Annotated in this window: 15 protein-coding genes and 1 pseudogene; 4 read left to right on the forward strand and 12 right to left on the reverse strand. The window is 47.1% G+C overall.

Going from position 1 to position 22,190, the window contains the following annotated elements:
• Positions 1-1,986: a winged helix-turn-helix domain-containing protein gene (locus tag ACOQPM_RS25695; protein WP_420631252.1), complete on the reverse strand. Its 1,986-nt coding sequence runs from the start codon at positions 1,984-1,986 to the stop codon at positions 1-3.
• Between the two features lie 34 nt (positions 1,987-2,020).
• The gene (locus tag ACOQPM_RS25700) at positions 2,021-2,842 is read right to left on the reverse strand and encodes a response regulator (protein WP_420631253.1); all 822 of its coding nucleotides are present in this window, start codon (positions 2,840-2,842) and stop codon (positions 2,021-2,023) included.
• A 116-nt stretch (positions 2,843-2,958) separates the two neighbouring features.
• Between ACOQPM_RS25700 and ACOQPM_RS25705 the strand changes: the two genes are divergently transcribed.
• Positions 2,959-3,792, forward strand: coding sequence for an IS982 family transposase (locus tag ACOQPM_RS25705; RefSeq protein WP_420627395.1), 834 nt, complete (start codon positions 2,959-2,961; stop codon positions 3,790-3,792).
• Between the two features lie 29 nt (positions 3,793-3,821).
• On the opposite strand, the gene ACOQPM_RS25710 is transcribed toward ACOQPM_RS25705, so the two are convergent.
• Positions 3,822-8,867, reverse strand: coding sequence for a GAF domain-containing protein (locus ACOQPM_RS25710; RefSeq protein WP_420631254.1), 5,046 nt, complete (start codon positions 8,865-8,867; stop codon positions 3,822-3,824).
• Positions 8,867-11,149 (reverse strand): S1 RNA-binding domain-containing protein, encoded by a 2,283-nt coding sequence (locus ACOQPM_RS25715; protein ID WP_420631255.1) that lies wholly within the window; start codon positions 11,147-11,149, stop codon positions 8,867-8,869. The genes ACOQPM_RS25710 and ACOQPM_RS25715 overlap by 1 nt, the downstream gene beginning before the upstream one ends.
• Positions 11,150-11,633: 484 nt before the next feature.
• On the opposite strand from ACOQPM_RS25715, the gene ACOQPM_RS25720 reads away from it, so the two are divergent.
• The 3 genes from ACOQPM_RS25720 (at position 11,634) to ACOQPM_RS25730 (ending at position 14,460) form a co-directional block, all read left to right on the forward strand.
• Positions 11,634-11,846 (forward strand): hypothetical protein, encoded by a 213-nt coding sequence (locus ACOQPM_RS25720; RefSeq protein ID WP_420631256.1) that lies wholly within the window; start codon positions 11,634-11,636, stop codon positions 11,844-11,846.
• Between the two features lie 237 nt (positions 11,847-12,083).
• Positions 12,084-13,316, forward strand: coding sequence for a bifunctional glutamate N-acetyltransferase/amino-acid acetyltransferase ArgJ (argJ, locus tag ACOQPM_RS25725; RefSeq protein WP_420631257.1), 1,233 nt, complete (start codon positions 12,084-12,086; stop codon positions 13,314-13,316).
• Between the two features lie 121 nt (positions 13,317-13,437).
• Positions 13,438-14,460, forward strand: a complete 1,023-nt coding sequence (locus tag ACOQPM_RS25730; RefSeq protein ID WP_420631258.1) for a hypothetical protein — start codon at positions 13,438-13,440, stop codon at positions 14,458-14,460.
• A 42-nt stretch (positions 14,461-14,502) separates the two neighbouring features.
• Here ACOQPM_RS25730 and ACOQPM_RS25735 read toward each other — a convergent pair whose 3' ends face one another.
• The 8 genes and pseudogenes from ACOQPM_RS25735 to ACOQPM_RS25770 form a co-directional block, all read right to left on the reverse strand.
• Positions 14,503-15,768, reverse strand: a complete 1,266-nt coding sequence (locus ACOQPM_RS25735; protein WP_420632420.1) for an argininosuccinate synthase — start codon at positions 15,766-15,768, stop codon at positions 14,503-14,505.
• A gap of 174 nt (positions 15,769-15,942) precedes the next feature.
• A pseudogene (locus ACOQPM_RS25740) lies at positions 15,943-16,299 on the reverse strand (GNAT family N-acetyltransferase); the annotation flags it as partial.
• Positions 16,300-16,397: 98 nt separating this feature from the next.
• On the reverse strand, positions 16,398-16,826 hold the full coding sequence (locus tag ACOQPM_RS25745) for a GNAT family acetyltransferase (RefSeq protein ID WP_420631259.1): 429 nt from the start codon (positions 16,824-16,826) through the stop codon (positions 16,398-16,400).
• A 12-nt stretch (positions 16,827-16,838) separates the two neighbouring features.
• Positions 16,839-18,023, reverse strand: a complete 1,185-nt coding sequence (locus ACOQPM_RS25750; RefSeq protein WP_420631260.1) for an acetylornithine transaminase — start codon at positions 18,021-18,023, stop codon at positions 16,839-16,841.
• Between the two features lie 87 nt (positions 18,024-18,110).
• The gene (gene argB, locus ACOQPM_RS25755) at positions 18,111-18,863 is read right to left on the reverse strand and encodes an acetylglutamate kinase (RefSeq protein ID WP_420631261.1); all 753 of its coding nucleotides are present in this window, start codon (positions 18,861-18,863) and stop codon (positions 18,111-18,113) included.
• A 60-nt stretch (positions 18,864-18,923) separates the two neighbouring features.
• Positions 18,924-19,931, reverse strand: coding sequence for an N-acetyl-gamma-glutamyl-phosphate reductase (gene argC, locus ACOQPM_RS25760; RefSeq protein WP_420631262.1), 1,008 nt, complete (start codon positions 19,929-19,931; stop codon positions 18,924-18,926).
• Between the two features lie 341 nt (positions 19,932-20,272).
• Complete coding sequence (locus tag ACOQPM_RS25765) at positions 20,273-20,836, reverse strand: NADPH-dependent FMN reductase (protein ID WP_420631263.1); 564 nt, start codon at positions 20,834-20,836, stop codon at positions 20,273-20,275.
• Positions 20,837-20,860: 24 nt separating this feature from the next.
• The gene (locus tag ACOQPM_RS25770; RefSeq protein ID WP_420632421.1) at positions 20,861-22,174 is read right to left on the reverse strand and encodes an MFS transporter; all 1,314 of its coding nucleotides are present in this window, start codon (positions 22,172-22,174) and stop codon (positions 20,861-20,863) included.
• Positions 22,175-22,190: the final 16 nt, after the last annotated feature.

The following is a 22,190-nucleotide window of genomic DNA, read 5'->3' on the forward strand; positions in this document are numbered from 1 at the left end:
TTACGTTTCTAGTTTAAGTTTGTAACCGCTTCCCCAAACTGAAAGTATGTATTTTGGATTAGCACGATCCGGCTCAATCTTCTCGCGCAAGCGGCTAATTGCAGAGTTGATACGAGGATCGCTGAACGATTTGCGCTGCTGGGGAAGCATATCTGGCGCATATTCAAGATCATACACCTCTTTCAAAATTGCATCCCGACTGCAAGTTTTTCCTGCATGTTTATAAAGGAAGTGAAGGAATTCATACTCTTGGGCAGTCAGGTCGTCTTTTGTTTGTCCTTCTACCCACACCTCTTGTTTTTGCTCATCAATCCAGAGGCTGTAGATAGCTTGGGAAGGTAAGTCAGGGCGGGAAGGAGCAATGAGTAGTTGTTGATTCATGGCTGCTGATATGAGTGCATGTACGTACGGCATTAACTTATGGCGTGTGTGCCTTACACGGGGTTGGAAGGCAAGCAGACGACTAATTGCGTGGAGTATGAGACCCAAGCAATAATGTTCCATTTTTATGCCAATTATTGAGGCTTGCTGCCGCACGATGTTAATCAATGAAATTGCCTTGGCAATTTCAGGAGAAGCATCTTTTATGTTGATGATGTCGTCTAGCTCAGAAGCAGCGAGTAATCGTTGTTCCATATCGTACCGCTTGTCAAACTCAAGCATGACGAGCATATCATATTTTATAGCTGCCTCTAGCGTGACAAAATCCTGGAGCAAAGGGCCACGATTGATGTGGGCATAATCTATGAGCCAGCAATTACTTTGAGTGTCAGAGAGAACGGCCGTTCCGTCCAATCTGCCGTGGGCTGTGCCATATAAAATGGGTTCTGGCGTTTCTAGCTGCATTTGGACAAGTGCGGTCAGTGGATTTGGTAATCTGCCCTCCTCCGCTTTTGGCAGATGTAGCTTCAGAATTTGCGGTGAGTGGTCTAATCGAACGATGCCCAATATCCGGGACTGCTCACAAATAGTTTGAATGCGGAAGGCCAAATCAGCTTCAGTTTCAGTTTTATTTATATTTTGTAACCAAAATTGATACAGTTGGGAGATTCCTGTTTTCTCTTCCCAAGAGCGATGAGCCTGATACCATGGTGCAAGGAGTTCCTCAAATAGCCGCTTTACCGGACTTGTTAATTTCTCAAGCGGATAATGTTGGTATAAGTCGGTTAGCGTTGTTACGTTACTAAAATCTGTGCTTCCGGGTAGAACGGCCGTATAAGCAGCGTAATGTGCAGTCTTGCCATGTGTTTGGACAACGGGAAAAAGGTTGTTTTTGGGGATGAATTGGTCAAAATTGGATAGCTCTTGGGTGAGCAACGGCCGTTTGCCCATAATAACCAAATATTGTTGCTCAACTCCATTTTGTGAGAAAGCAGACACAATCAGCCAGACCTTGCCAGAAACTTGAGCAACCATTCGCTCAATATAAACTTCAGCATGTTCCAAAAACAGGCGGCTCAACAACTCCTTTATTTCAGCCGTTCGTAACGATAACTGTTCTTCCGCAGCGACAGGCGTAATTGAGGTTGCCAAATGTGATAACAATAACATGCCAGATTTGCTGCTGTGAACATCCAACGACCAGTTCACTGGTACATGTTCCGCAAACACCTGATCAACGGTATCTAAAATATTATCTGTCCCATCAGCCTTTAAGACCATTTTGACGACTCCCAACCCTTCTAGCGCTGCACCTAACGCAATTTCTGCATATTCCCAACTGGGATGAGCCGTCAAAATAATTTTGGGCAAATATTGGTACTGTTTGTTTTTAGCCAGGGCCAAACCGCTGATGTCGAGGGGATCGCCTTCTGCTTCAAGCCGAATATCCAGAACTGCTAGCTGGATATTAAACTGCCGCAGCTTTTCCTCAGCTTCAGCAACCGACATTGCTGTTATCACTTGGTATCCACGAAGTTCCAGCAACTTTGTATGAACATCCAAAAAATCTTTGGTATTGTCCACAAACAGGATTGTCTTCTCCATTCGTTTATCCTCTACTCATTCCTACAAAATGAACTTAATCTTTGGCGGATGATTTTAAAAACCAACTTTCAGTGGCTGCCTGAATAATGCGTTCTGATACAGCGATTTGTTTTTCTGCTGGCAGCGGCTCGCAGGTTGCCAAAAGTAATTCTAAGCCATGAGTTTGTAAGATTTCTTGATGATATTTATCCATTCGCTTATTGGCTACATCAAGCCTGCGGAAGAAGAGGTAGCCTAACACTTCTGTGATAACACCACTTACAGCCACGACTTTGCTTATTTCAATCGCACCCTCAAAAAATGCCAGGATGATACTAGCGATGATTAGCCCAAACCCAACATATGACGAGAATGTGGCTCTCGTATAATTTTGAGCTGCTTGCCGGCGGATTGCGGCTTGATCCTCTTCTAATCGCCTTGCAATGTTGCTAGTTAGAATTTGAGTTTTTTGTAGATTCATCCAATGGGCAATGACTCTAGGAATAAGCTCTAGCAACTTATTTGGTCCTTCTTCTTTGCCTACCCAAGTCACGGCTGCTGGTAGCTCGTCTGCAGATAACTCCCGAATTTTACGGAAAAACTCAGGAGATGGTTGGTAGCCAGTTAATATGATCTTGGGAATATGACGAAATGAAAGATTATTCGCCAACGTTAATCCGCTTATATCTGTGGGTTCATCATCTTCCAGGCGCATATCCAAAACGGCTAAATCAATGCCACCACTCATTAACTTGGTAAGGGCTTCACCAGGATTTGTTGCAAACCTGACATCATATCCTTGATCAGTCAATGCTTTCCCAAAAACTTCACAAGTTTCTGGATCGTTATCTGCAAACAAAATTACTTGTTTCATCATATACTCCGATCTTAAGCAATAACCTAAGTTGCTACCTTAACAGTCAAAAATGGTGAAGTCCATGAAAGCCAAGTAAAGTGGGTTTGAACCACCAAACCATTTTTACGAGGACAATCATGGACGAACAAATTGTAGCGATTTACACGCTGGTTAACGACCTTTTGCTTGGTTTAGGTCATCATGAAAACAGTCAATGCCGCATGAACGATTCCGAGGTCATCACCACAGCAATCGTGGCTGCTCTGTTTTTTAGCGGCAATTATGAACTTGCCCGTGCCTTCTTGCATCAAGGCGGCTACATACCAACCATGTTGAGCAAAAGTCGGTATTCACGTCGTCTGCATCGAGTGAGCCATTACATCGTGACCTTTATCGAGATGTTGGGCGCCCACTGGAAAGGGGTCAGTAGCGATTCGATTTACGTGATCGATACCTTTCCTATTGTGGTGTGTGACAATTGGCGCATTCGCCGCTGTCGTCTCTATCGAGAAGAGAAGTATCGCGGCAAGATTGCGAGCAAACGCCGCTACTTCTATGGACTCAAACTACATTTGATGGTCACCAGTCAGGGTCAACCAGTTGAGTTCTTCCTAACACCGGGTTCTGAAAGCGATGTGACTCACCTGCGCTCCTTTCAGTTTGACCTACCGACGGGTTCAGAAATCTATGCAGACAAAATCTACAATGATTACACCATGGAAGACTTAATCAATGAGACAAGACAGGTGAAACTATGTCCTGTACGCAAGAAAAACAGCAAACGGCCGTATCCACCGTGGCGCACTTATTGGATAAAACTGCATCGCAAGATTGTGGAGACGACAGGGTCATCCATTGCACGCAGGATGCCGAGGAGCATTCATGCAGTCACAGCCGCAGGCTTTGAGCTGAAAATCGCATTATTTGTTCTGGCTGAGAGTGTCAGCCATATTTTTAAGGTAGCAACTTGAGTTAAGCAATATTAAAAATGCTTATGAGATTATTCTGCATTCTTTTTCTTGTTTGCTTCGTTAGGTTGAAATTTTGGCAACGTGAAAGTTACGGACGCTCCTTGCGGCTCTCTTTTTTCTATCTGCATAGTGCCTCGGTACGTTTCGAAGATGGTTTTTGTGAGTTGTAAGCCAATGCCTGACCCTCGGTCTCCATCATTCTTAGGTATTGCCCGCCCTTGGCGGAAGTGCTCAAGGACTACGTCTGATATTGTAGGGCCGTTGTTTTCGATAGTAATCAGTACTTCGGTGTCTTTTGAGCGGGTTGTCACCCAAATTTTTGGGTCTGGCGTACCTGCTTCTTGCATGGCCAAAACAGCATTATCAACAATTAGCTCAAAGCCCCGGCGAAGCCATTCAGGACTTGCCCAAACAGAACTTGATTTGTCTAAGTCAGGTCGCAGATCGAGTGACAAGAAAATGTGTCTAAAGCGTGCGTGCTTCCATTGTCGCTCCAAGTAGGTGTTTAGCAGCTCATTTATAGGAATTGCTTTTGTAACATCTTCATAGGTAAGCGGTGCTGTAATGGTCAAGTTGGTAATGCGATTAAGAACATCTTCGAGGGATGTTATTTGTTCCTCAAATTCATCTTTGTTTTCGAGATTTGCCAAAGCAGATAGCCATTTGATGCGTCCCTTGGCAATGCCTACTTCTCGGTTGAGGCTGTGTCCCCAGGTTGTGCTGACCATTTGTATCCAGTCAACGGCCGTTTTATTACCAATAAATCCAACAGTTCGGGCTCTTTCAATTGCCAAACCTGCCTGTTGTCCCAACGTTTTCAACATCTTAACTTGTCTGTTAGGAAAATGGTGTGATTCTGGGTGACGAACATAAAGAACACCAAGTACTTTTTTTCGAGTTTCAATTGGAACGCCAACCTCTGCTAAAAAGCCTCTTTCTTTGTAAATTGGGTTTGGGTTCTTTTCAAGTCGTTTGTCAGGAATTACAACGGCTTCACGATTATCCACAATTCGCCGTGTAGTGCCGTTTTTGCGTGCCACACTCGGATAGCGATGTAATTTTCCATCACTTTCTACACGGAGTGCATCTGAAGCTTTTTCATTCTCCACATCCCAAAATGTGATATTCCCCATAGGAGTATTTGTTAAAGTCATCGCTTCTTGGATAACTACATTTAGAACGTCATTCAATTTGTTGGTGCTAGATAAAGCCTCCGCAACTTTCCGAAACGTTTCGCTCTTTTGGTATAGCTGTGCATTCTCGATAGCAATTGCAGCTTGACTTGCCAATACCTCTAATGCCACCTCATCAATCTCATCGTAGGCATCTTTCTCTTCGTGTTCAACATTGATGACAATAACAGCATTCCCTAATTTAAAAGGTACAGCCAATTCAGATCTTACATCTGGATCTACCTCAAGATAATCACTATCTTGAGATACATCTCCAACACGCTGAACTTCCTCTTTGAGCGCGGCACGTCCCATAATTCCAATGCGTCGTTTCCCATAATCTTCAAGAGCGACTTTGATAATGTTCTGGCTTATATCTTCTTGGTCCAAATTATGCGGGAAAACTGAAATGAGACGACTAACTCCATTCTCGACTTCTCGAATACACGCACGACCAACATTTTTACCTTTTCGTTTTGTGATATTGACTGCCTGTTCCAAGATTGCATTCAATGTTGCTTGCTCATCTAGTAAAGAATTACTAATCGCTTCATTGGCCTTGTAAAGTGCTCGACGAATTTCCGAACGTTCTTGTACTTCCTTATAAAGTTGGGCGTTGCGAATAGCTACGGCCGCTTGACTGGCAAACAGTTCAATGTTTTGCAATTCTTCATGAGTGAAGCGGTGAAATTGTCGATAATTGACAAACAGAACCCCTACTCGAACACCACCGACGATAAGGGGGATTGCTGCACAAGACTTGATCTTTTCCTCTTGGACAAATCGTCTTGGACTAAAATCCGGGTCATTAGCTGTATTTTCAACAATGTATGTCTCATCGCGCCATAGCATTTTTAGAACTATTGAATCTTCTGGAACTTCAGGTAGCCTACGGGTTCTCTTGGGGAATTTGAGACCGGCAACTGCTGGAGGATAATATAATTTACTTGTATGTTGATTATAAACATAAAGTGTCACAGCACTGCACTCTACTGCTTCTACCATTCCTGTTACAACTGAATCTAATGTAGCGTCAAGATTTTCTAATGCCGTGACTTGTGCCACAATATGGGCTGCGTTCTGTGTTTTATTTAACTGCTCTAACAATCGTGCTTTTTTTAGAGCAAGAGCGGCATGATCAGCAAACGTGGCGGCAATTTCCACTTCTTCTCTACTGAAGTGGCGAGTGCGACTATAGTTCACGTAGAGAACACCCAAACGCTCATTACCGACGGTTAGAGCTATTCCCTGAAAACTCTTGATTCCAACTTGCTTGAGCAAGCGTCGTGTAGATTGCCCTAGAAATGGATACCGTTTTTGGTCAGTAACCTTTTCAACAACAAGTGAACCTTGTTTCATTACAGTATCGGCCGTTTGTCCAACTTGCGGTTCTTCTTGTATGAACTGTTTCCATATTGTCGATTTAATCCCATCTGCAAAGGAATAATTCAGAAGAAACTTCTTGCGAATATCATCATACGACCAGATGGCGGCCGAATCGGCTCCTAAAACTTTTCGCGCACTGCTAACAATTTGGGTTAAGACTTCTGGCAAATCAGCCGCGCCCGCCAGGGCATCAGCCGCCTGCCGCATATGCTGTAACTCCTGCATTTGTCGTGTTTTGTCATAAGCAAGGGCTGCCTGCTCTGAATACATTTGTAGAGCTTCTCTTTCTGTTTCTGTAAAAATTCTCGGTTGTTTGTATTGTATCCACATCACACCGATGGCATTTTCGCCAAGCTTCAGAGGCAGGCAAGCTGCAGCACAAATCCCGGCTTTTTTCATATCAGAGTTTAGGCTTAGATTCTCTTGGTTGGTTGCAACATTTTCAATAAAACATGGCTTGTTATTTGTCATTACTTGCGCCGAAATCCCATTTTCTCGAATAACTGTTTTTACATCGGGAGCTTTTTTGTATCCGTCTTCAGCAAGTTCCTTAGGGCGACCTTTATTATCAATGAGGATAGCACTGGCTCGCGAGGCATTCAGAGCTTTTCTCGCCTGTACAACAATTGCCTCTAGCACTTTTTGCGGTTCCTGCTTAGAAATAAGGATACTACTGGCTTCCGAGACAGATTTTAGACAAGACAGCCCATGTTTTGCTTTATCAAGCAGTTCTGAGTTTTTGATAACGACGGCTGCTTGACTGGCAAAAGAGTTGAGTAAGTCAAGGTCTACCTCCTTAAACGCATTTTGCTCTTTGCTTGTTAATGCTAGCGTTCCCATTGCATGCTCACTTGTTTGTATAGGGACGCACACCATTGATTCAAAAGGAGCCGCTTCAGGATGGTTTACTTGCTTGAATCGGCTGTCTTGTTTTACATCATTTATTATCATCGGTTGGCGTGATTCAAATACTTTTCCATTGACTCCTTCTCCCTCCTTAAATCGGATGGCTCTCATGGCACTTTTGCTGTAGTTAATGGTGTTGGCAACCAGGCAAAGAGTGCCATCTCGATACAGATGTATTTCGCTGTCATTCGCGGCAGGAATACTTTTTGCTGTGGAATGGACAATAAGATTTAATATCTCATTCAAATCCTCAGATTGGGTCACAGCCTGACTCACATCAGACCAGGCACGTTGGCGCGTTTCTAGTAACTTAACATCACGCAAGTCACGCACAAATCCCGCCTGCCCAATTGGCTGACCTGCTTCATCTTTGATGACCGTCGCTGAGAACAATCCGGGCAATATCGGACCATTCTTATGCTTGAAATTAATTTGGCGTTCAGTGATAGAGGTGCCCCCATCAAGCTCGTCGAATATTTGCCGCCCTACTTCCACATCTTCAAACAGTGAAAAAGTTCTTTGTCCATGCATCTCTGCTTCAGTATGGCCGAAAAACTTTTCTGCCTGTTTATTAAAAACAGTAATGCGCTTGTTATTGTCTATGGCGACAATGGCATCTAATGAACTTTGTAACAGTGCCTGTTTACGCTCACGTTCTTCATACAACTTGGAGAAGAGGCGCGCATTTTGAATGGCTCCGGCAACTTGATTGGCAATCGCCCCTAAGATGTATTGATCTATTTCATCAAACTCATTGCGGTTATAACTGTGAAGGTTCATTGCTCCGATAACTTGGTCTCTGGCAACTAAAGGAACACTTAACCATGATTGGGTGATTTCTTGATCGGTGTTCTCTCCAAAATGCTCGATTTGAGGTATTTTAGGGAGCGACTCCTTCTCTGCCGCAAAATCTTTAATTAGCAACTGCTTACCCTGAGTAATAACCCATTCGGTTAATCCTTCCTTGCGGTTGAACGGCCGTTCCCTTTTCTCTTGTTTCGCTCCCCGATCAAAAAAGAGTTCAAAGCGCAGCTTTTCGGTTGGCTTATCATATAAAGCGATGGCCATCCCCGAGGCATCCATCAAGGAGCCAACCTGCCTGTGCACTTCTTCTAAAACCTCATCTAGGGAGCGAATAGAGGTCGTTGTCTGCCCTACCTTAATGAATGTTTGCAATAGTTTTTTTTGCTTTTTAAGCTGGTGATGTTGAACAGCTACCTGAATAGTCAAAGCCAGTTCCTCATGTTCGATTGGCTTGCTCAAATAACGATAGGCACCAGCCCGCAAGGCAGCCAGACCGCGTTCCGTACCACTCCAGCCTGTGAATATAATGCTGGCCACATCTGGAAAAGCTTCCTTAATCTCTGCCATTAACTCGACACCGATAGGCATAGGGAAGCCATTAAGATCGGATTCGTTTTCCAACAACATATCATCAATTAAGACAACATCATAGGGGTCATCTTGCTCATGAATATGTTGCCAGGCACCTTTGCGACTGGCGGCCGTATCAATGTGGTAGCCATATTCAGTTCGCAACCAACTTGCCAACGGTTCTCGTAATTGTGCATCATCATCTACTAAAAGGACTCGCCAGATTCTCTCGTTCATTATGCAAACGCCTCCTCACCAGGTAATTCAATGACAAAAGTCGTCCCTATCAAGATCAAGCTTTGTTCTACATAAATTCGCCCACCAAGACTTTCTACCAGGCTACGTGCTATATAAAGACCTAACCCGGTGCCATCCTCGCGGGTGGAAAATCCCATCGTGAAGATTTTTTCCCAAAGCTGCCTGTGGATGCCTATGCCAGTATCAATCAAGCTAATTTTAATCGGTCGCGGAGCATTCATATCTGTCATTTTTGTAACAACTTCCAAACGACGCTCTTTAACTTCCAACGGCAGCATTTGTTGCAAGCCATTTAGCAAAATATTTAGCACTGCTTGCTGTAAACGAATTGAGCTACCTGCAACAAGCGGTAGCTCGGTTTCTATATTGAGCGTTAGCATTGTCTTCTCTTTACTTAAAACCGGGCGCAGTAAAGCATAAGCTTGCCGAATTACTTGATTCGTATCAAAGGTAGGAGAATGTGCTTCTTTGGCTAAATTTTGAAAAAGTCGAACGGTCTTCTTTAAATCTTCAACAGTGCCTAAAATGCCATCTTGGGTCCGTTTGGCCTGTGTTAAAGCGCCTTCCCAATTTGTACTGTTTGCGCCACGCTCTATTTGTAGACATGCCAATTTTAAGTTGCGAAGTTGTGCTTCTAGGGCAGTGAGTTTGTTGTTTACCTCATGCCCAAATCCAGTTGCTAGTTGGCCACTGAGCAAAATTGTGCTAATGCCCTGCACCCGTTCTTCAAATAGCTCGTTTTCCAAGGCAACCGTTAGCAAAGCGGCCGTAGATTGAGCATCATAAAGTCGGTACTGATGAAATGCTTGTGGCTCTTGGTGAAACAGGAACAAAGCATAATTGCTAGATAGTTCTCGCCCCATCGGCACGCCAATACAGGATTCAAACGAGAGGAGTTGCAGCAATTTGCGAAACCGAAAGTAGGCACTCTTTGTTACTTTGGTTTCAAAAACCAGTTCCTCATCTTGGAGTACATTTTCCACTGGGCTGTCATCTAAAGAGAACAGGGCGTCTCCATTTAGAACTGTTTGCCCAGCTTGGGCGATGACCGAGATTGATTGAGAGGCAGCACTCTGATAAAAAATAATGCCATCCTCAGCTTTTGTTAGATCAACGATATGTTCTAGCCCTTTTTGTAGACGCTGGCGTAAAGAGACATGATTTTGCATGATTTGAGCTAACTTCTGAAACGAGCGACGCCCCACTTGCTTTGTTGGCTTTGGAGCCTGTAGCGGTAAAAGCGTTTCTCCCAAGCCAATTTTGTGCAAAATGCCGTCTATCTCTGCAAAATCAAGCGGCTTGAAGAGGGCAGCACTCACTTCCAGCTTTTCAATCTCTGCGGAGCGTTTATTTAGCCAATCTGAGCCACTCATAAAAATGACATGGCTCTCATGCTTTGCTTGGCGTAGCTGTTTTACAAAGGCGATACCATCTACATCTGGTAAGTCAAGGTCAACAAGGCAAACATCAAAGTATTGTTTCTTTATTAACTGCACGGCCGTTGTCGTATCACCAGCCCCCAAAGCATGAAACCCGCGGTCACATAGCCATTTAACAAGCGGCTCACGTAAATCATCCTGGTCTTCAAGCACCAGAATCATCCCGATACGTTCCCTTAATTCATCTGAAATACGATGATTGAGCCGCTCCTCACTGTCATCTTCTTCTGCTAATACGCTTAAAGAAGCGTCCCCAACCTCATCCTCGCCGATTTGTTTGACCACAGAACTCACCATAGCTTGCTGTGCTAGGCGACTGCGAATGCTTAACCGAACCTTCTTGTTTTTGCGATCAAGGCGGGAAATGAGCGCTTCAATATGATCCCCAATCCAAAATGTTTCCCCTGGACACGCCACATGCCAAGTTGCTAACTGCTGGTTAGGTACAAAGCCATCAACCCCCTCCCAAACTCTAACAAATATTCCTGAAGGATGAATATCTTTTACAACACCCGAAATGAGCATCCCTTGTCTGAAGGTAGCAATAAACGCTTGCCACGGATCTGGTAGCGTTTGTTTATAGCTAAGCTCTACTCGCCCGTTGCCTTTGGCATCTTCCAAAACAATCGCTTTGATTTTTTGAAAAGGCTTAAGCAATTTCCTTGGATCGATATCCCCATCCCAAGACATTTCACGGCGACGAATATACCCTTTTCTTCCATCGTCAAGCAGAACAAATACACCATATGAAAACAGGTTTTCAACCGTTGCCGTTATTGGTTGCTTGTTTTTTGGGGAAGATTTTGTCAATCCTTTATTCATCTTTGTCCTCATTTTGTGAACCGTTCATGTTTGTCAGGCAGAAGATGAAGATATTGTATCAAGAGAGAAGAATTTTAATGTTGCAGAAATGTGGCAGGAAAAATGACGGCTTCTCGATTTTTCGCCTTATTTTTTAGCTTTCTTGGTAGGGAATGTTGTTGAAGGTAGCTATTTATTGCAGAAATTTATCGCATCTTTACTAAAAATGTTTGATAAAGCAGTAATAAAAGCGGCAATATTTGTTGCGGCCGTTTGTTTTCCAAGCTAAATTGCACTTTATTGCGAGAATTAAATTAGATTTCTATGGTTTTTAGCCGGGTGATTTGAAACTTCTTTACATTTGTTGAGCCGCCTGAAGTAAGTCAATTACTACAATATTACGATGCACAAAACCCTTCAAGTTTGTGATGATAATGCCAAGACAAGGCAATCGCACCTTTCATTGCACGATGAGCTCAATGAAAGATGCACTTGGAGGAATAAAATGGGTTCAGCATCTGATTCAGTTCTTTTGGGTTTAGCGCTTGTGGGGCTTATCGTGGTAGGCCTATATGCGCTACGGATTAAGTTTTTGATGTGGCAGTTGGAAAAAGCTCTCCAAATAATATCTGCGCCAAGAAGAGAAGGCGGTAGTATCCTGAGAATAATTTTGTTCATTCTTGTTGCTATTATTTTTGGGCTTGTTTTGTTTGGCTAATTATGTAAAAAACAAGGAACGGAGGTTAAATCATGTTTGACTTGGAAGCAATAGAGTTGTTTTTGATAATCGTTGCAGCTTTTTTAGTGGGTGCAGTCAGCTTGCCAGCAATTGTGCTTTACTTTGTTTGGCATACGAAAATTGATTGATATGATGGCAGGATTATTGCAGGCAAGTGGTTAGCAAGCTACTAACCACTTGCCAAATGATTCTTTATTGTTGACCCGGAGTGAATATATGGATCAAACACAAGTTGCTATGATGGGGAGCGTGACGTCGCCATTGGGATTTACGGCCGTTGCCCATGCCGCCGGGCTCAAAAAAGAAAACCAGCTTGATTTGGCACTGGTGGTCTCTGAACATGCGTGTAGCTGTGTCGCTATGTTTACTAAAAATCAGGTGGTAGCTGCCCCTGTCATTGTGGATCGGGAAACGCTGGCACAAAACAGTAGCCAGCTGCGGGCGGTGGTCATCAACTCCAAAAATGCCAACGCCTGCACGGGCGATCCTGGTTTGGCAAATGCCCGCGCCACGCAGCAAATTGCTGCCGACGTGCTTGGCTGCCAGCCAGAGCAAGTGTTGGTGCTTTCCACTGGCGTTATTGGCGTGCAGCTACCGATGGATAAGCTGGAAGCGGGGATTTTAGCTGGGGCAGTGGGGCTTTCGCGGGAAAACGGCCGTCTCGCCGCCGAAGCGATCATGACCACCGACACGCACCCCAAGCACCTGGCCGTCACGGTAAATTTACCCGGCGGCATGGTGACAATTGGCGGGATGGCGAAGGGGTCGGGGATGCTGCATCCCAATATGGCCACGATGTTGAGCGTATTGACCACCGATGCGGCCGTTGCCCCGGATGTATTGGATGGCCTGTTGCGAACGGCCGTAAACCGCAGCTTCAACCGCATCTCCATTGATGGCGACACCAGCACCAATGATACGATTTTGCTGTTGGCGAATGGGGCGAGTGGAACGGCCGTTGCCGACCCAGACAGCATCGCCCAATTTGGCACAGCCCTCAACCAGCTTTGCACCAAGTTAGCCCACATGATTGTGCGGGATGGCGAAGGCGCAACCAAATTTGTGGAAATTCGGGTGACAGGGGCGCAAAGTGAGGCCGATGCTCACCAGATTGCCAACACCATTGCCACCTCGCCGTTGGTCAAAACAGCGTTTGCAGGCAGCGATGCCAATTGGGGTAGGTTGCTCATGGCTGCTGGTCGAGCGGGGATTGCCTTTGACCAGACCAAAATCAACCTATGGATTGGTGTGCGGCAGCCGGACGAACTTCAGCTAGTCGCCAACGGCACGCCCACCGACTACCAAGAAGTGGATGCAGCGGCCGTTTTTGCCCAGCCTAAGTTTAAGATTTTGTTGGATTTGGGAAGTGGGGGTGGGGGAACGGCCGTTGTCTGGACAACCGACCTCAGTCACGATTACGTCAGCATCAACGCCGACTACCGCACATGATTAGATTTTTTTATTAGTGGCTATGATGGAATAAAAATGACACTGGTAGACTTTTTAGGCTCGACTGCTTTTATGAAGATGGGCTTGATAACAAGTTCGAACCATAACATAATATGAAGATATGGATGAATTTGCAGACCAAAGGAAACGTGAACCAAAAACATTTTTTATAAAGTCTGTCGAAGATTTGGATGCATACCATGAGTGGCGTGTATCACAATATATTTCTTTGTTGGAGGAAGCAGAGACTTCTCAAGACCTATTATCAAAGTCTTTGCAGTATAAGATTCTGTTTAATGAAGAATTTAAGAAAGTCTTTTACGAATGGTTTGAAAAATATTATAACCCTCATCCCTTCCCACCCCTTGATAACTATCAGAATAAAATAGATCAATATGCAAGCCAATTGGCAAGTTTTTTTCCAGAAGATCAGAAAATGTATTGGCAAGATTTTTTCTCTCAAGCACTTTTTGAACTGTCTAATGAGGATATACCTGGAATAAGGTTTATGCTTGATTCTGGAAATTATCGTACTGATATCCATGCGGTACATCAGGGCGTACATAGATTGTTATATGAGTCCTCGTTTTCACCTTTGCTCAATGTAATGGAGAAAAACACGGCTGATCGCTTCACTTACATAGTTTCATGCAAGAATGTTGAACTTTGTCGGGTATGGATTGATCGGAGTAATGGAGAATCTGGCATTATGCCTACTTGGAGAACTCAGACGATTCTTGAAGATGTTGAAAGAAAATACATTATGGATTTATTGGGTAATATTCTTGTTGAGTACGGCGAAGTTCAAAAGCAAGCTAGAATACTTTTACAGGTTGATGAGATAATTGTTGATGAAAACGAAATGACCATTCCCAACCAGCCCATAAATACTTCCCAAAAGCTGAAAGGGTCTCAATTATCGAAATTGGGTAGAAAAATCAGCGAATTATTTAACGAGGATGAGCTACGCGATCTTGTAAGAAAATTAGATATAGACTACGAGAATTTATCAGGTGATAATAAGCTCCGAAAGGCTCATGAACTTGTTGAAAATGTTGATCGGAACAGGAGAGTACCAGAGCTTTTAGATATTCTTCGAGAAGAGCGCCCTCGTGAAACTTGGTCAATTAGAACTGGAGATTGAAGAAATCTCCAATCTCCAATCTCCATTCTCTAGTCTCCCAATTTAGTCGCGCTTGAATTTGGAGTAATCCGGTGCCGCGTAGCGAGTTTTGCCGCCGTTGCTGACGTCCATCATGGCCTGCACCTTCATTTGCAGGCCAAATAGATTGATGAAGCCCACCGCATCTTTTTGGTCGTACACGTCTTCCTTGCCGAAGGTGGCAAAATCTTCTCGGTAGAGGCTGTTGTCGCTGTGCCGCCCGATGACGATGGCATTCCCCTTGTACAGCTTAAACTTCACCCAGCCAGTGACCGTTTTTTGCGTGTCGCTGATGAATGCCTGCATTGACTCACGAAGCGAGTGGAACCATTTGCCAAAGTAGACCAGTTCTGCGTATTTCACAGCCAGCTCTTCCTTGAAGTGGCTGGTGTCGCGGTCTAGGCAAAGCGATTCTAGCTCTCGGTGGGCGGCGTACAAAATGGTGCCGCCGGGGGTCTCATAGACGCCGTGAGATTTCATGCCAACCAACCGATTTTCTACCAAATCAATTCGCCCAATGCCATGCCTTGCGCCTAAATCGTTCAGCTTGCCAATGAGCTGGGCAGGAGGCAGTTGCACATCGTTTACGGAGACTGGCACGCCCTGTTCAAAATGAACCGTAACGATTTCTGGCTCATCAGGGGCGTTTTCTGGTGAGGTTGTCCATTGGTACATGCTTTCTTCTGGCTCATTGCGCGGGTCTTCCAAAATGCCACCCTCGTGAGAGAGGTGCCACAGATTACTGTCTCGGCTGTAGATAGATTTTTCGGTGTGAACCACAGGGACGTTGTGTTTTTTGGCATAGGCCAGCGCATCTTCGCGGGAGCGGATGTCCCATTCGCGCCACGGCGCAATCACTTTGAGGGTGGGGTTGAGCGCCTTGTAGGTCAGCTCGAAGCGTACCTGATCGTTCCCCTTGCCGGTAGCACCGTGAGAAACAGCGTCGGCACCTTCAGCTTCGGCGATGGCCACCTGCCATTTGGCGATGAGCGGTCGGGCGATGGAAGTTCCCAGCAGATATTGGCGTTCATAAATGGCGCCGGATTGCAGCATGGGGAAGAGGAAATCTTTGGCAAACTCGTGTCGCAAATCTTCTACGTATACTTTGCTTGCGCCGCTGGCGATTGCTTTTTCTTCTAGCCCTTTCAGCTCCTCATCTCCCTGACCGATATTGGCGCAAAAGCAGATAACTTGGCAGCCATAATTTTCGCGTAGCCAGGGAACGATAACTGAGGTGTCGAGGCCGCCTGAGTAGGCGAGAACGGCTTTGTTGATTTTTGGTTTTGACATTTTTCTTACTCCTTCTTGGACTTGAATAATTGGTAATTCGATAACTGGCTGAGTTCGGGGTTCGATAGGTTGTGGGGTGAGGTGGAGGACAACGGCCGTTTCATCACAATTTGTCAACAATGGGCAAACATGACAGTCGCGCCATACTTTTTGGGGGAACAGCTCTTTGCTGCTGATGGTGAAGCCCATCTTTTGGAAGAACGGCACGGCGCGGGTGAGGGCAAACAGGGTGGGTACCTGCCGATGCTCCGCTTGGCCAATGATCGCTTTCACGATGCTGCTGCCCCAGCCTTGCCCTTTCACCTTATCAGCGACGGCCAGCGAGCGCACTTCGGCCAAAATGTCGCTGTAGTAGAGCAGCGACACGCAGGCAACCAGATCATCTTCGGCGTCAACACCTACCAGCCAGTCGGGCAGCGTGTCGCGGATGGATTTTGCAGTGCGGGGCAGCACGTCACCACGACGCACATGCTCATTGAGCAAGGCGAGGATGTGCGGAACATCGTGGGGATGGGCAGGTCGTATGTTCATAATCTTTTGCCACAGAGGGCACAGAGATTTTAGAGGCTATTCTCTTTTTCCTCTGTGCCCTACTTCGGCTGCGCTCAGCACAAGTCTGTGGCTAAGTTTTAACCATCTGGGATGAGGCGTTTGCCGAGGCTGATCACGTCGTCAATGTGGTAGCCAATGTGTCCGTAAAATTGAATGATAGCGCGGTTGCTGCTGCGAACTTGCAGATTGATTTTGGGGCAGCCGAGCGCCAGCAGCTTGGCTTCAATATTATCCATGAGAGCGCGGCCTATGCCCCGACCCTGATAATTTGGGGAGACGGCCAAATAGTTAATCCAGCCGCGATGCCCTTCGTAGCCACCCATGACAGTGCCAACAACACGGCCGTCTGCTATTGCAACTAGAAATAGTTCAGGATTCACCTTCATCTTGCGGGCAATATCTTTATGCGGATCGTTCCAGGGAACGACAAGACCGCACGCTTTCCAAACGGTAATGACAGCTTCGCTATCGGTCAGGGCAAAGGGGCGAATATTTGTATGCGTCATGATTTCTCCTCGTTAAATGTTTTCTTCCAGGCAGGCGGCGATGGCGGATACGGCCGTATCAATTTCTTCCCGATTCACAATCAATGCAGGTGCCAGGCGCAGCACATCTTCCCCAGCTGTAAGGATGAGCACGCCTTTGTCCCGTGCGGCGGTCATAATCGGTGCAGCAGGCTGATTGATGGTGATGCCAACCAGCAACCCATGCCCGCGCACCTCCACAATTTGCTCTAGCTCTAGCGTTTGCAAGCGGTGTTTCAAATAAGCACCGTTTTCCTGCACGGTTTGCAGGAAGTTTGGCTGTTTGACCTTGTCAAAAACCACGTTGGCCGCGGCGCATACCAGCGGCCCGGCGGCAAAGGTACTGCCGTGGTCTCCTGGCTTGATCACATTGGCAACAGCTTGGGTGACCAGCGTTGCGCCAATGGGCAGACCGCCAGCCAGCGGTTTGGCCAGCGTCATGATGTTTGGCAATACGCCAAACTGTTGGTACGCCCACAGCGTGCCGGTGCGCCCCAGGCCGCACTGCACCTCGTCGAAGATGAGCAGAGCCTTGTGGGCGTGACAAGCGGCATGGAGGCCATGCAAAAATTCAGGCGTGGCAGGATTGACGCCGCCTTCTCCCTGAATGGGTTCTACGATGACGGCGCAGGTATCTTCAGTGATGGCTTCTTGAGCAGCAGACAGATTGTTGAAAGGGGCGAAGGTGATGCCAGGAACCAGTGGCGCAAAGGGGTCTCGATACTGTGATTTGTACGTGGCGGAGAGGGAACCCATGGTACGGCCGTGGAAACCACCTGTAAAGGCAACGATTTTGGTTTTGCCATCGTGGTGGGTTTTGCCAACCTTGCGGGCGAATTTGAGGGCGGCTTCGTTGGCTTCTGCGCCAGAATTGCAAAAGAAAACCTTGTCAGCAAACGAATTTTCGACCAGCTTTTGGGCGAGCTGGGCTTGGGGAGCAGTGTGGAACAGGTTGCTGACGTGGGTGAGCTGGGTGGCTTGTTGGGAAACGGCCGTCACCCAATCCGGATCGCTGTGCCCCAACGCCGTCACCGCAATGCCAGATGTGAAATCGAGATACTCATTACCGTCGCTGTCGTACAAGAACATTCCTTTTCCGTGTGTAAAAACGATTTCCGGGCGATTGTACGTGTGCAAAACGTAATCTGCTTCTGCTTGAATAATTGCTTGCTTGTCCATCCAATTACTCCTAAAAAGTTAGCCACAGATTACACAGATTTCGCAGATTTATTGGCTCTAATCTGTGTAATCTGCGAAATCTGTGGATTAAATAATTGCCTCGTTGGTAAAAATGGTGCCACTGTTGTTTAGCAGGCCGGCGAGGTTGACGATTTGGGTTTGGTGCACGCCTTGGGTAATGGTGGCCAGGGCGGCACGCACTTTTGGCACCATGCCGTCGGTGATGATGCCGTCGTGAATGAGTGATTCGGTTTGCTCCAGCGTGAGTTGGGGCAGGATACGGCCGTCTTGCAAAACCCCTGGCACATTGGAAACAAAGGTCAACCGCTCGGCCTGCAATGCGGAGGCGACTGCGCTGGCCGTGTCATCGGCGTTGACATTGTAAGTGTAGCCATCAAAGCCGAGCGAGAGCGGCGAGAGGACGACCGTTAGCCCAAGATGTGTGAGTTGGTGCAACAATTCGGTACGCACCTGACTAATTTCACCCACGTAGCCCAGATCGGCCGTGGGGTGCCGCTTCTTCTGGCAGCGCAAAATGCCGCCATCTACGCCACTGAGGCCAATGGCGTCCACGCCCGCCGCCAGCAGTGCCGTCACAATTTGCTTGTTGGTTTGGCCGCTCAGAGCCATCTGCACCACGTTGATCATCTCCCGATCTGTGACGCGCAGGCCATCTACTTTCGTTGAATGTAGCCCCACTTTTTGCTGCAAAGCCACAATGGCCCGCCCGCCGCCGTGCACGATGATGTGGGGAACGGCCGTTCCCGCCATGTAGTCTGCCAATCCCGCCAAAAATCCAGGATCATCCAATTCGTTACCACCAATTTTTAATACTTGCATCTTTCACTCTCTCAATTACTCAATTCCCTAATTACAAATCGTAATTGAGTAATTGGGTAATTAGATTAGTCCTGCCGTCTCTTCGATGCCAAATACCACATTCATGTTCTGCACCGCTTGGCCCGCCGCGCCTTTTACCAAATTATCAATGGCGGAGGTGATGACGAGCGTGCTGCCAGACATTGTGAGGCCAATGACGCATTTGTTGCTGTGGGTGACGTGTGCCAGAGTAGTCAATTCGCCCTCTGGCAGCAGGCAAACGAACGGTTCGTTGGCGTAAAGTTGGGTGAAATACGGCCGTATTTCCTCCAAGGTAATCTGCTCGGAAAAGTTGACATAAATCGTAGAGAGAATCCCCCTCTCCACCGGCAGCAGGTGTGGCGAAAAGATTAGCGACGGCGCATCGGGGTGGAACCAGCCCATCGCCTGCTCAATTTCTGGCAGATGGCGGTGGCTACGGCCGATTTTGTACGGCGCAAAATTGTTGTGTACCTGAATAAAATGAGTGCCTGCTTTGGGCGTTCGGCCTGCACCAGAGGTGCCAGATTTGGCGTCGGCGATGATGGGGCTGGTGATAGGGAGATTTGCGGTAAGTAAGGGCCAAAGCGGCAGCAAAATGCTGGTGGGGTAGCAGCCCGGGGTGGCCACCAGCTTGGCACCGGGTAGCTGCTCACGAGCAAACTCGGTAAGGCCATACACTGCCTCGGCCAACAGGTGCGGGGCAGGATGCTGCTTGTCGTACCAGTTAGCATACGTGTCTGCATCCTTTAAGCGAAAATCTGCACTGAGGTCAATAACGGTAACGCCAGCAGTGAGGGCGCGGACGGCCGTTTCTGCCGCCGCTGCATGAGGCAAGCACAAAAAAACCACCTCCACCGCTTCAAAGGGAGCCGCTTCCCCTAAAATCAGCGGCAGATATGGCGCCTGCGGATACACGTCCGACAATGTTTGCCCCGCCAATGATTGCGACGTGGCAAAAGCCACGTGAACATGCGGATGCTTTTGCAAAATCTTCACCAACTCGCAGCCTGTATACCCCGTTGCCCCAAAAATTCCTGCTTTAATCATGGTGTACTCCAATGTTTGCCACAGAGGGCACAGAGAAAAAGAGGTTTTTCTCCACCTCCTCTGAGTTCTCTGTGGCAAAAACCCAAAAAAAAACCGCCAGACTTCGCAAGAGTCTGGCGGTTCAGGTTGCGTGTGTTTTGTTCTAACTCAGGCAAGCTCAAATACCAGACGATGGGTCTGGCGGCGGCGAATAGCGCGAAGTGCTTGCAGATCATGGAACAATTTCATGGTGAAAGAATTTAGCAGATAAATTGTGACTGTCAACCAAAATTTCAAAATTCGGTGAACTTGGTCTGGATTTGCCCCGAATCGTTGTGGAAATTGCCTAATTCAGCCAGAAATTATTGGTTCAGCCGCAATGTCCAATCTCGCAGAGAGATGAGTAACTTTGCCAGACGTTCGCGCGATTTTTCGTCGGTCAGGTTGAGATCATCGTCGAAATGTGTGTAGCCGCGTGCCAGCATGAGTGATTGCCTTAGGACGAAAATTTCATTGTGGGCCAAGATTTCGCGTAGATGTAGCTGAGAGCGCAAAGTGCCGTGCATGCCGCCGGAACCGATGATTGCGGCCGTTTTGCCATCAAGTGGGGCCGTATCCCCATTCCCTTTGCGTGAAGCCCAATCCAGCGCGTTTTTAAGCACGCCTGTTACCGAGTAATTGTATTCAGGGGATGCTATCAACAGGGCGTCAGCCTGGCGCATTTGATCATAGAAGTGGGCAACGGCCGTTGGCAATCCTTCAGCTTCTAAATCTGCATCAAACAGAGGGATGCTTGCCAGGTCGAAACATTCCAGGGTCACACCGTCGGGCAGCATGGTGGTGGCAGCATTGAGCAAGGCTCTGTTATAAGAACGCTGGCGCAAGCTGCCAGCAAAGCCCAATATGCGAATCGTATTGTTTGTCATTGCTTATCCTTATTGAAGAAGTTTTTATCCGGAAACGGCCGTTCCCGTTTCTACGTGTGCCACATTGGGCAAGCCCTGCGCGGCACAGGCGCCTTGTTGGCTGGCTTCCCCAACAATAACGTCGGCTTCATTGTTGAGCCGCCTTAACCAAAGCAAAAGGGGGAGCGTGATAGTAGTAACAAGCCCGCCAGAGACATAGCCAGAGGCAATGGAGCGATTTTGTGCCAGCCAACCCAAGCCAGATTGTGATCCAATGCTGATGCCGCTGGAAATCATCGAGTTAAAAGAGACAATCGTTGCTCGCTGCGCGGAGGGTATGAGTTGGTGTAAAAAGGCTTGCTGTACTGGCCCCATGACGCCTAGTGCCACCATTGCTAGTAAGAAGAATGTGGCTGCCAGCCAGAAGGAGTTGGCCAGCCCCACACCGATGCTGCCAGCAGTGAAAACGGCCGTAGCCCACAACATCAGGGTGGACCGCTTGCCACAATATTTAGTGAGCCAGCTAACAATCTCATTGCCTACCATCATTGCCAAAGCTACCAGTGCAGACATCACGCCAGATACCCAGATTAGGTCTTGCCCCAGGAGGTCTAAAAAGTAAGGCTGCCACGCGTAAAACCCCCAGGCCATAAAGCCTGCCTGGACAGCGGAGACAATCATGAGCAGCCGGACTGGCTGTTGCTGCCAGCCAAAACTGATGCCTGCTCGTGCTATCTTTTTCATTTCGGACGGCAGCGAATTCAAGCTCACTGCCTGTGGTTCATACCCAATATCGTGCATCCGCACGTAAGCAAATAGGAAAACCAGAACCAGGAGCAGCACCCGCCCGATAAAGGGAAATGCTAAATCCCAATCACCAATAAAACCGCCGCCAACGGTGCCCAGAAGCATGGCTGCCCCGCTAATCAAGGCACTTCGGGCAAATATTGCATCCAGACTTCCCTCATGGTTGGTTGCCTGCAAGGCATCCACTAGCCACGCTTCCATTGCCCCGGAGTAAAAGGTGTAACCAAGCCCCATAACAACGGAGGCAACGATGAATAGCGTAAGGTTTCCTCCGTTTTCGGCCACCAATAAATAGCCTATGGTGCCAAAGGCCAGAATCGCAATGCTCAGTAAAAAAGAGGCACGACGCCCTCTAGTATCTGCCAGAACGCCAGTAGGAATTTCAAAAAGTGCCATGCCTGCGGAGAAAGAGGCATTGGCAATGAACACACCTAAGATGTCTAAACCTGCATCCAGCAAAAATAGCGTATTGACGCCCCAGATGAGCGAAGCAGATAGCGTATAAAGTCCTATGAGGATTAGGTAATCTCGAATAATTTTCTGGGGTGTCAGACTATCCTCCTCACGA

The sequence above is a fragment of the Candidatus Leptofilum sp. genome, from assembly GCF_965223525.1.
Lineage (GTDB): Bacteria > Chloroflexota > Anaerolineae > Promineifilales > Promineifilaceae > Leptofilum.